Source organism: Pseudomonas sp. P5_A2_2 (assembly GCF_054177685.1).
Window position 1 is genome coordinate 1 of the sequence record NZ_JBGCUL010000097.1, and the last position, 10328, is coordinate 10328.

A 10328-nucleotide genomic window follows, 5' to 3' on the forward strand; every position below is an offset into this window, starting at 1 on the left:
GATCAATACTGCCTATCGAATCGCGCTCAGTTTCGCTAGAAACCTTGGATATAAATTTTGTGGCTTTTCAATTACTTCGAACTCATTCGGGGTCGACACCAGTACGGTGAACCTGAACAACTTCCCCCATGAGTGGAATACTCAATATGAAAAAAACAACGCCACGCAAATAGACCCGATAGTGGCGCATTGCAATCATTCAATGTTGCCTGTTCTCTGGAGTGAAGAGCTTTTTTCCAGGACGCCATGGTTATGGCAGTTGCTGCGACAACAAGGCTTGCAGCATGGCTGGTCCCAGGCGATCTTTGATGAGGAAACCGGTCTGCGCAGCATTTTCAGCCTGGCCAGAAGCCATTGCCCGATTTCAGCCTATGAGCTGTACGAGCATCTTGGGTTCTCGGTGTTCATCAGCCGCCATTTGCACGCTCTGGCGATCGCAATGCAACCGAAAAAACCGGCTCCCCCCCAGGCTCCCCCCTTGTCACGGCGGGAACTCGAAGTATTGAAACTGTCGGCCGATGGCAAGACTGCCTATGAAATTGCCAGGATCCTCAATTTGAGTGAACGCACCATCAACTTTCATGTGCACAGGGCTATCGAGAAGTTCGGCGTCAACAACAAGATTGCGGCAGTCATCGCCGCGGCTCGGTCGGGAGCCATCTGAAAGCGCCCGACTACGGGAAAACCTGCGGGTAATCCAGGCAAAAAAAACGTACCATTTGCGGTCCCTCCTGAGTGATGGCGTGTAGACCTTCACGACGCAGTACACTCGGTCGGCTCCGCCCGCTCCAACGCCTTAGGCAGCGGGACATCCGTTGATTACCCAGAGCCCCGCCCCATGCCTTTGCTCGAAACACCCTTCGCCAGCCTCGACCTGATCCGCCAGCCCGAACAGCAGAACGAACCGCTGCAAGCTTTCGATGCAGCCGATGAATACCTGCTCAATCATCTGGCCGAACAGCAGCCGGCGTCGGACACCCGGGTATTGGTGCTCAATGACAGTTTCGGCGCGTTGGCGGCCAGCCTGGCGGGCAAGGTGCAAGTGGTCAGCAGCGGTGATTCGTTCCTGGCCTTGCAGGGGCTGGAAAAGAATCTGGTGCGCAACGGCCTGGTGTTTGATGCGGTGCCGAGCGTACCCGCCAGCGAAACCCTTGCCGGGCCGTTCGACTGCGTGCTGATCCGTGTACCGAAAACCCTGGCGCTGCTGGAAGAACAACTGATTCGCCTGCAAGGCCAACTGGCACCCGGTACCCAAGTGGTTGCCGCAGCCATGATCAAGCATCTGCCCCGGGCAGCGGGCGACTTGCTGGAGCGTTACATCGGCCCCGTGCAAGCCTCGTTGGCGGTGAAGAAGGCGCGGCTATTGATTGCCACGGCTCAGGACAAAACGCCAGCGGTGTCGCCTTACCCTACGCGATACAGACTCGACGAACCGGCCATCGAACTGCTCAACCATGCCAATGTGTTTTGCCGCGAAGGCCTGGACATCGGCACCCGGGCATTTTTGCCACACCTGCCGAAAAACCTCGGTTCGGCGCGGGTCGCCGATCTCGGTTGCGGCAACGGCGTCCTGGCCATCGCCAGCGCCCTGCAAAACCCCGAGGCCCACTACACGCTGGTGGACGAGTCGTTCATGGCGGTGCAATCGGCGTCCGAGAACTGGCGCGCAGCCTTGGGTGAACGGGAGGTGATCGTGCGCGCCGGTGATGGCCTGGCCGGCCAGGAACCGCAATCGCTCGATGTCGTGCTGTGCAATCCACCGTTTCACCAGCAACAGGTGGTGGGCGACTTCCTGGCCTGGCGGATGTTCCAGCAAGCCCGTGAAGCGCTGGTCGTGGGCGGTGCGCTCTACATCGTCGGCAATCGTCACCTGGGCTACCACAGCAAACTGGCGCGATTGTTCCGTGGCGTCGAGCAAGTGGCGGCCAATCCGAAATTCGTGATCCTCAAGGCACGCAAGTAACAGATCGAAAAAAAACCCTCCGGTCGGAGGGTCGTAAATCCGTGCCCTGAGGCCACGGGAGAGATGTCAGTGCGTGGTCAGACCGGCCGCGTTCATGAACAGACGCATCAGGCTGGCGACGATGAACAAGGCGCCCACGCTGCCGACCCAGATCAGGGCCAACCAGCTGAGCCGCTGCCACAGCGGCTTTTTTTCGGCTTCTTCAATTTCGCGCAGGGAATGTTTGCCAGACATGGCTCATTACTCCGTTTAAGGTGGATGGCGTCTGTGAGGACGCCATCGTCGGAGCGCCGCCCGGAACAAGCTCGCTCCTACAAAGGTTCGTGGTGCACAGGGCTAGTGATAGCCGTCTTCATGGGTGACCTTGCCGCGGAACACGTAGTAGCTCCAGAAGGTGTAGCCCAGGATGAACGGAATGATGAACAGCGTGCCCACCAGCATGAAGCCCTGGCTCTGCGGCGGCGCGGCGGCATCCCAGATCGAGACCGATGGCGGGATGATGTTCGGCCACAGGCTGATACCCAACCCGCTGTAACCGAGGAAGATCAGCACCAGGGTCAGCAGGAACGGCGTGTAGTGCGCGTTGCGGGCCACGGCGCGGATCAGGCTGTACATCGTCACCAGCACCAGAATCGGCACCGGCATGAACCAGAACAGATTCGGCATGGTGAACCAGCGTGCGGCGATTTCTGCGTGGGCCAACGGGGTCCAGATGCTGACGATGCCGATCACTGCCAGCAGCACGAAGGCCAATGGCCGGGCCAGGTCATGCATCTGTTCCTGCAACTTGCCTTCGGTCTTCATGATCAGCCAGGTGCAACCGAGCAGCGCATACGCCACCACCAGCGCCGCACCACAGAACATCGTGAACGGTGTCAGCCAGTCCAGTGAACCACCGGCGAACTGCCGATTGACCACCGGCAGCCCATCGATGAACGCGCCAAGCGCAACGCCCTGGAAGAACGTCGCAGTGACCGAGCCACCGATGAACGCCTTGTCCCACAGATGGCGCTTGTCGTCCCTGGCCTTGAAGCGGAACTCGAAGGCCACACCGCGGAAGATCAACCCGACCAACATCAGGATCAGCGGCAGGTACAACGCCGAGAGCACCACGGAATAGGCCAGCGGAAACGCGCCGAACAACGCCGCGCCACCCAATACCAGCCAGGTCTCGTTGCCGTCCCACACTGGGGCGACGGTGTTCATCATCACATCGCGATCGGTCTTGCCCGGAATGAACGGGAAGAGAATGCCGATACCCAGGTCGAAACCGTCCATGACCACGTACATCATGATGCCGAAGATGATGATCACGGCCCAGATCAGCGGAAGATCAATACCCATGATTCAAATCTCCTTGGTCAGGCTGTGGCCGGCATCGGCATGATCGTCGTCGGCTGCGGACAACGGACGGGCCGGTGTGCGTTTCTGGCCGGGGCCACCGTCGTTGGTTTCCCTGCCTTCGTCGGTCTTCGGCCCCTTGCGCACCAGGCGCATCATGTAGCCAAGACCGGCGCCAAACAGCGCGAAATAAACCACGACAAACAGGATCAGGGTGATGCTCATCTGCATGAAGCTGTGGTTGGACGACGCATCCGCCGTGCGCATCAGGCCGTAGACCACCCACGGCTGACGGCCGATTTCGGTGGTGAACCAGCCAGCGAGGATCGCGACCAGGCCGGACGGCCCCATCCACAGCGCCAGGTACAGGAACGGCCGCGAGGTGTAGAGGGTGTCGCGCTTGCGCAGCCACAGGCTCCACAAACCGGTGAAGATCATCAGCATGCCCAGGCCCACCATGATCCGGAACGACCAGAACACGATGGTCGAATTCGGCCGGTCTTCAGGCGGGAACTCCTTGAGTGCCGGGACCTGTTTGTCCAGGGAGTGAGTGAGAATCAGGCTGCCCAGGTACGGGACTTCGACGGCGAACCTGGTTTTCTCCTCCTTCATGTCCGGCCAGCCGAACAGGATCAGCGGGGTCGCCTCGTCGCCCTTGTTTTCCCAGTGGCCTTCGATCGCGGCGATTTTTGCCGGCTGATGCTCAAGCGTATTGAGGCCGTGGAAATCACCGATGACTGCCTGGATCGGCGCGACGATCAATGCCATCCACATGGCCATCGAGAGCATTTTGCGGATCGCCGGATTGTCCCTGCCGCGCAGCAAATGCCAGGCCGCGGAGGAACCGACGAAGAASGCCGTGGCSACGAACGCCGCCRTGGCCATGTGCRYCAGGCGRTACGGGAACGACGGGTTGAAGATAACCGCCAGCCAGTCGGTGGGTATGACCTGACCGTTGACGATCTCGAAGCCCTGCGGGGTCTGCATCCAGCTATTGGAAGCGAGAATCCAGAACGTGGAGATCAACGTACCGATGGCCACCATCACGGTGGCGAAGAAGTGCAGGCCACGTCCGACCTTGTTCCAGCCAAACAGCATGACGCCGAGGAACCCGGCCTCGAGGAAGAACGCCGTGAGCACTTCATAGGTCAGCAACGGCCCGGTAACCGAGCCGGCGAAGTCCGAGAAGCGGCTCCAGTTGGTGCCGAACTGATAGGCCATGACCAGGCCGGAAACCACCCCCATGCCGAAGTTGACGGCAAAGATTTTCGACCAGAAATGGTAGAGGTCACGGTAGGTGTCGTTATGGGTTTTCAACCACAGGCCTTCGAGTACCGCCAGGTAACTCGCCAGGCCGATGGTGATGGCCGGAAACAGGATGTGGAACGAGATGGTGAACGCGAACTGAATTCGGGCGAGATCAAGTGCCTCTAAACCGAACATAAGTCTTCCTCTGTCAGGTAGTACGGCTGCTGGCTGGAAGCCTGCACCCACGGCCCCCACGGATATGGAGTGTGGCGAATCTCTGTTTGTTCTTTTTTTGCACGCATCACAACGCAGGAAATCTGGCCTTGCGGCCGCCGGATCAATTCCTTTTGTGGGTTTTGATCTGGATCAATCAACGTTGAAAGAGTAGTCCCAATTTCGGGGATGAACCGCGTGGTCTTTTGCCGCGTGACAAGTTGCCTCACGGCCTTGGTCACGAGCTGAAATACTTTTCCTGTGGGAACCTGGAGAAAATCGATGTCTGGCTAACTAAAGTTTTTGTTATGGCAACTTTCTGTTACAGGTTGGTGATAATCTCGTCGTTCCCCTCTCCCCAGATTTTCCCGCAGATGCCCAGCCAAGAGCCCTTGCTGTTACGTCACCATCGCCCTTTTCTCGCGTTCTGGCTGGCACGGGTCTTCACCGCCAGCGGCTTTCAGATGCTCACCGTGGCCATCGGCTGGAACCTGTATCAATTGACCGGCAACGTGCTCGACCTGGGTCTGGTCGGCCTGGTCGAGTTCGCCCCGCGCGTGCTGTTCATGCTGCACACAGGGCACGTCGCCGACCGCTATGACCGACGCAAGGTCGCGGCGATCTGCCAGTCCTTGCAGGCACTGATTGCCCTGTCGCTGGCCATTGGCAGTGCCACCGATCATGTCACCCGGGAAATGATCTTTATCCTGGCCTTCCTGCTCGGCGCCGCGCGCTCCTTTGAAATGCCGACCACCCAGGCCCTGCTGCCAGGCATCGTGCCCAGCACGCTGTTTCCCCGTGCGGTGGCCGCCGCGCAATCGGCCCAGCAATCAGCCACCATCGTCGCCCCGGCCCTCGGCGGTTTGCTCTACGCCTTCGGCAGCGTCTGGGTGTATGGCCCGACGGTGTTTTTGTATGTCATCGCCTGTTCGCTAATGCTCAACCTGCCAGCCCGGCAAACCCCGCTGAACAAGGGCAAGGCCACCCTGGATTCACTGCTCGCAGGCATTCGCTTTATCCGCAGTCGTCCGGACATTCTCGGGGCGATCTCCCTCGATCTGTTCGCGGTGCTATTGGGTGGTGCGACGGCGTTGCTGCCGGTGTTCGCCAAGGACATTCTGCTGACCGGCCCCTGGGGATTGGGACTGTTGCGTTCGGCACCGGCAGTGGGCGCGCTGCTGATGTCGCTGTTCCTGGCGCGGTTTGCCGTGGAACGCAACGTCGGGCGGGTGATGTTCACCGCCGTGGGCGTCTTCGGCGTGGCAACCATCGCCTTCGGCCTATCGACCTCGTTCTGGTTTTCCCTGGCGGTATTGGTGGTGTTGGGCGCGGCGGACATGATCAGCATGGTGATCCGTGCCTCGTTCGTGCAACTGGAAACCCCGGACGAAATGCGCGGTCGGGTCAGTGCCGTGAACGGCTTGTTCATCGGTGCCTCGAACCAGTTGGGCGAATTCGAATCTGGTCTGACCGCCCACTGGTTCGGCACTGTGCCAGCGGTGGTCATGGGCGGGATCGGCACGCTGGTGGTGACCGGGGTGTGGGTCAAACTGTTCCCGACACTGGCCAGCCGCGATCGCATGCACGTGGCTAAAGATGAAGAGAAGGAAGAGGCGAAAGTCTGATGCTCTCTAAACGAGCAACTCCCCCGCCACTGCCATGCGAGTGGCTTTACCGCAGAGTTGCTCCACCAGCGCCAGGGCAAACGCCAAAGCGCCGCCTGAACCCTGGGCCGTGATGCAATTGCCATCGACCACCACCGGTTGATCGACGAAGTTACAGCCCAACAGTTGATGGCTGGCCGAAGGCAAACAGGTCATACGCCTTTGACGCAATACGCCAAAGGCCTGCAGCGCCACGGCGGGCGCCTCGGCGATGCCGGCGAACAGGCGACCGGCTGCCGCCTGATCCTTGATCAATTGTTGCAGGGGTTGGTGTGCTGCCAAGTGCTGCGAACCCACCGCACCACCCGGCAAGGCGATCAGGTCGAAGGGCTGCGCCAGTAAATCCACCAGCATGGCATCGGACGTCAGGCGCGTGCCGCGGGCGCAGGTGAGCATGCGCCGCCCTTCGATACTGGCCACCACCACTTCTATTTTCGCGCGGCGCAGTACGTCGATCAGGGTCACGGTTTGCAGGTCATCGGTACCCTCGGCGAGGGCAATCAAGGCTCTAAAGGTCATCAGGTATTGTCCGCAGAATGATCTTTTAAGCGTAGTCAGCTTTCCTGCCCCTTGTTCGGGACCTGTGGTTACTTGATGTAAAGCTGCGTCGACATCGTATTGCCGGGCGCGTTGATCGAAGTGTTGCTGAAGGTCAGCGTGCCTTCCTGCTTGCCCGCCAGATCGAGTGCATACAAATAGCCGACGGTTTTTTCCCCGGGGGTGCAACTGGTCAGGTTGCCGTTCTTGAACGCGCAGACCGGGGTGCGGGTGCCATTCACTTCGAAACCGTCCAGGGCGACATGGGCCTCGCGTCCATAACCGACTTCCAGCACGTACACCGTGATGTTCGGGCCATTGTGATCGCAGCGAGTCCGGGTTTGCCCTTCGTCGATGTTTTCAACGCCACAGGACGGCGACGCGACCTTGAGCACCTTCAATTGCGTCAGTGGCGCAGCCGAGGCCGCCACGGCCGTTTGAGCCCCGAGAAACAACGCCATCCATACGCTGAACACGCTAACCAGACGCCTTTTCATGCAGGACCCATCCCCCCCAAAAAACCAGCGCGCAGTATGGCGTACTTGGTGTTGTCGCAAAACATCGACGACGATCACCGCCATAAGCAGCCATATCCCCAAGCTACTGGTATGATGCGCGGCTTTTTCCGGCCCACAGTAATTTCCAGGCGCGTTCTGCTGCCTGTGCTTTGCTGTTGAGGTCGATACATTCACGGCGCCCGACGCGCCACGGGGAGCAGACATGCTGGAAAGGCTGTTTCAACTCAAGGCACACAACACCAACGTGCGGACCGAGATTCTGGCGGGCGTCACGACCTTTTTGGCCATGGCCTACATTCTGTTCGTCAACCCGAGCATCCTCGGTGAGACCGGCATGGACAAGGGCGCGGTGTTCGTCGCCACCTGCCTGGCAGCCGCCATCGGCTCGACGACCATGGGCCTGATCGCCAATTACCCGATCGCCCTCGCACCAGGCATGGGACTGAACGCCTTCTTCACCTACACCGTGGTCCTGCACATGGGCCACACCTGGCAAGTAGCACTGGGCGCGGTGTTCATCTCGGCGGTGTGTTTCTTTCTGCTGTCGATCTTCCGCATCCGTGAATGGATCATCAACAGTATCCCGCTACCGCTGCGCTCGGCGATTGCTGCCGGCATCGGCCTGTTCCTGGCGCTGATCGCCCTGCACAACGCCGGTATCGTGGTCAGCAACCCGGCGACCATGGTCGGCCTCGGTGACCTGAAACAACCGGCTCCGATCCTCGCCACCCTCGGTTTTGCCCTGATCGTCGCCCTCGAAGCCCTTGCCGTGCGCGGTGCGGTGCTGATCGGCATTCTGGTGGTGACCATCGTTTCGATCGTGATGGGCTTCACCCCGTTCGGCGGCGTGATGTCGATGCCGCCGTCCCTGGCCCCGACCTTCTTGCAACTGGACATCAAGGGCGCACTGGACATTGGTCTGGTCAGCGTGATCTTCGCCTTCCTGTTCGTCGACCTGTTCGATAACTCCGGCACTCTGATCGGCGTCGCCAAGCGTGCCGGATTGATGAGCAAGGACGGTCACATGCCGAAAATGGGTCGCGCGCTGATCGCCGACAGCACTGCAGCCATGGCCGGTTCCCTGCTGGGCACCTCGACCACCACCAGCTACATCGAATCCGCCGCTGGCGTGAGTGCCGGTGGCCGCACCGGCCTGACCGCCGTCGTGGTCGCGATCCTGTTCCTGCTGGCGCTGTTCTTCTCGCCACTGGCCGCCAGCGTTCCAGCCTTCGCCACTGCACCGGCCCTGCTGTTCGTCGCCGTGCTGATGACATCCGGCCTGGCCGAAATAGACTGGGATGACATCACTGTCGCCGCGCCGGTGGTGATCACCGCGCTGGCCATGCCGTTCACTTATTCCATCGCCAATGGCATCGCCTTCGGTTTCATTTCCTGGACCGCCATCAAGCTGATGTCCGGTCGTGGCCGTGAGCTGAACCCGGCGCTGGTGATCCTGTCGATTCTGTTCGTGATCAAGCTGGGTTGGTTCAACGCATGACTTTTGATTCCCAGGCCTACGCCGTTCAACTCGAAGAAAAGGTCACTCGTTTGCGTGACCTGCTGGCCCCGTTCGATGCACCGGAGCCAGCCGTTTTCGATTCGCCGCTGAAAAACTTCCGCCTGCGTGCCGAGTTCCGCCTGTGGCGCGAGGCCGGCGAGCGTCACTACGCGATGTTTTCCCAAGAAGACAAACGCACGCCAATCCTGATCGAAGAGTTCCCGATCGCAAGCAGGCGCATCAACCAGTTGATGCCGCTGCTGAAGGCAGCATGGCAAGCGAGTGCGCCCCTGAGCCACAAGCTGTTCCAGGTGGAGTTCCTGACCACCCTGGCCGGCGACGCGATGATCACCCTGTGCTATCACCGCCCGCTGGACGAGCACTGGCATGCGGCGGCGTCGAAACTGGCGGCCGAGCTGAACGTCAGCATCATCGGCCGCTCCAAGGGCAAACGCGAAGTTATCGGTCACGATTACGTGGTCGAGAAGCTGGAAGTCGGCGGCCGCACCTTCAGCTACCGCCAGCCGGAAGGCGCGTTCACCCAGCCCAACGGCACAGTGAACCAGAAGATGCTCAACTGGGCATACGACGCGCTTGACGATCGCACCGACGATTTGCTGGAGCTGTATTGCGGCAACGGCAACTTCACCCTGCCGCTCGCCACCCGCGTGCGCAAAGTGCTGGCCACCGAAATCAGCAAGACTTCGGTCAACGCGGCGCTGAGCAACCTCAGCGAAAACGCTGTGGATAACGTCACCCTGGTGCGTCTATCCGCCGAAGAACTGACCGAAGCCCTGAACGAAGTGCGTCCGTTCCGCCGCCTGCACGGCATCGACCTCAAGAGCTACGAGTTCGGTAGCGTGTTCGTCGACCCGCCCCGTGCCGGCATGGACCCGGACACCTGCGAGCTGACCCGGCGCTTCGACAACATCCTGTACATCTCCTGCAACCCGGAGACCCTGGCGGCCAACATCGCCCAACTGCACGACACCCACCGCGTCACCCGGTGCGCGATGTTCGACCAGTTCCCGTGGACCCATCACATGGAATCCGGGGTGTTGTTGACCCGGCGTTGATGGCGCCTGCCAGGCACAAAAAAGCCGTCTTCACGACGGCTTTTTTGTGGGAGCTTACAAGACAACATCGACCTTGCGCGGGCGCCCGCCTTTCCTGCCGTTGGCCCGCGCAGCTTCAGACTTTGCGGCGCTGCTCTGGCGACCATTGCGCGAAGCGACGACCGAGGCCGCCATGGCCATCAGCGGCTTGCTGGCAGAAATCATCCCGGCGATAGATACAYGCAGGTCCTTGCCTTCATGGCACAGGGCAGTACCCGCGTAGCCGACAGT

11 protein-coding genes and 1 pseudogene are annotated in these 10328 nt (G+C 60.4%); 5 read left to right on the forward strand and 7 right to left on the reverse strand.

Annotation, left to right across the window (positions count from 1 at the left end):
• Position 1 precedes the first annotated feature (1 nt).
• Together ACXRVY_RS09605 and ACXRVY_RS09610 are read left to right on the forward strand one after the other, a co-directional pair.
• Positions 2-664 carry an autoinducer binding domain-containing protein gene (locus ACXRVY_RS09605; protein ID WP_458237303.1) on the forward strand — a complete coding sequence of 221 codons (663 nt, stop codon included), beginning with the start codon at positions 2-4 and terminating at the stop codon, positions 662-664.
• A 174-nt stretch (positions 665-838) separates the two neighbouring features.
• Positions 839-1963 (forward strand): methyltransferase, encoded by a 1125-nt coding sequence (locus ACXRVY_RS09610; RefSeq protein ID WP_223461039.1) that lies wholly within the window; start codon positions 839-841, stop codon positions 1961-1963.
• Between the two features lie 66 nt (positions 1964-2029).
• Here ACXRVY_RS09610 and ACXRVY_RS09615 read toward each other — a convergent pair whose 3' ends face one another.
• The 4 genes from ACXRVY_RS09615 to ACXRVY_RS09630 all read right to left on the reverse strand — a co-directional run bounded on the left by ACXRVY_RS09615 (position 2030) and on the right by ACXRVY_RS09630 (position 5007).
• A complete protein-coding gene (locus ACXRVY_RS09615) occupies positions 2030-2197 on the reverse strand; it encodes a DUF2474 domain-containing protein (RefSeq protein WP_223461037.1) in 168 nt (55 codons plus the stop codon).
• 102 nt (positions 2198-2299) lie between these two features.
• Positions 2300-3307, reverse strand: coding sequence for a cytochrome d ubiquinol oxidase subunit II (gene cydB, locus ACXRVY_RS09620; protein WP_223461035.1), 1008 nt, complete (start codon positions 3305-3307; stop codon positions 2300-2302).
• 3 nt (positions 3308-3310) lie between these two features.
• Positions 3311-4747, reverse strand: coding sequence for a cytochrome ubiquinol oxidase subunit I (locus tag ACXRVY_RS09625; protein WP_458237304.1), 1437 nt, complete (start codon positions 4745-4747; stop codon positions 3311-3313).
• A complete protein-coding gene (locus ACXRVY_RS09630; protein WP_458237305.1) occupies positions 4735-5007 on the reverse strand; it encodes a hypothetical protein in 273 nt (90 codons plus the stop codon). The genes ACXRVY_RS09625 and ACXRVY_RS09630 overlap by 13 nt, the downstream gene beginning before the upstream one ends.
• 132 nt (positions 5008-5139) lie before the next feature.
• On the opposite strand from ACXRVY_RS09630, the gene ACXRVY_RS09635 reads away from it, so the two are divergent.
• Entirely contained in the window at positions 5140-6390 is a 1251-nt protein-coding gene (locus ACXRVY_RS09635; protein WP_223461031.1) for an MFS transporter, read from the forward strand.
• A 6-nt stretch (positions 6391-6396) separates the two neighbouring features.
• On the opposite strand, the gene ACXRVY_RS09640 is transcribed toward ACXRVY_RS09635, so the two are convergent.
• Entirely contained in the window at positions 6397-6948 is a 552-nt protein-coding gene (locus ACXRVY_RS09640) for a DJ-1 family glyoxalase III (RefSeq protein ID WP_223461029.1), read from the reverse strand.
• 68 nt (positions 6949-7016) lie between these two features.
• Positions 7017-7463 (reverse strand): DUF4879 domain-containing protein, encoded by a 447-nt coding sequence (locus ACXRVY_RS09645; protein ID WP_223461027.1) that lies wholly within the window; start codon positions 7461-7463, stop codon positions 7017-7019.
• A gap of 223 nt (positions 7464-7686) precedes the next feature.
• On the opposite strand from ACXRVY_RS09645, the gene ACXRVY_RS09650 reads away from it, so the two are divergent.
• Both ACXRVY_RS09650 and trmA read left to right on the forward strand, forming a co-directional pair.
• The gene (locus ACXRVY_RS09650) at positions 7687-8982 is read left to right on the forward strand and encodes an NCS2 family permease (RefSeq protein ID WP_223461025.1); all 1296 of its coding nucleotides are present in this window, start codon (positions 7687-7689) and stop codon (positions 8980-8982) included.
• Complete coding sequence (gene trmA / locus ACXRVY_RS09655; protein WP_223461023.1) at positions 8979-10058, forward strand: tRNA (uridine(54)-C5)-methyltransferase TrmA; 1080 nt, start codon at positions 8979-8981, stop codon at positions 10056-10058. The genes ACXRVY_RS09650 and trmA overlap by 4 nt, the downstream gene beginning before the upstream one ends.
• A 54-nt stretch (positions 10059-10112) precedes the next feature.
• On the opposite strand, the pseudogene ACXRVY_RS09660 reads toward trmA, so the two are convergent.
• Positions 10113-10328, reverse strand: a pseudogene (locus ACXRVY_RS09660) (hypothetical protein); the annotation flags it as partial.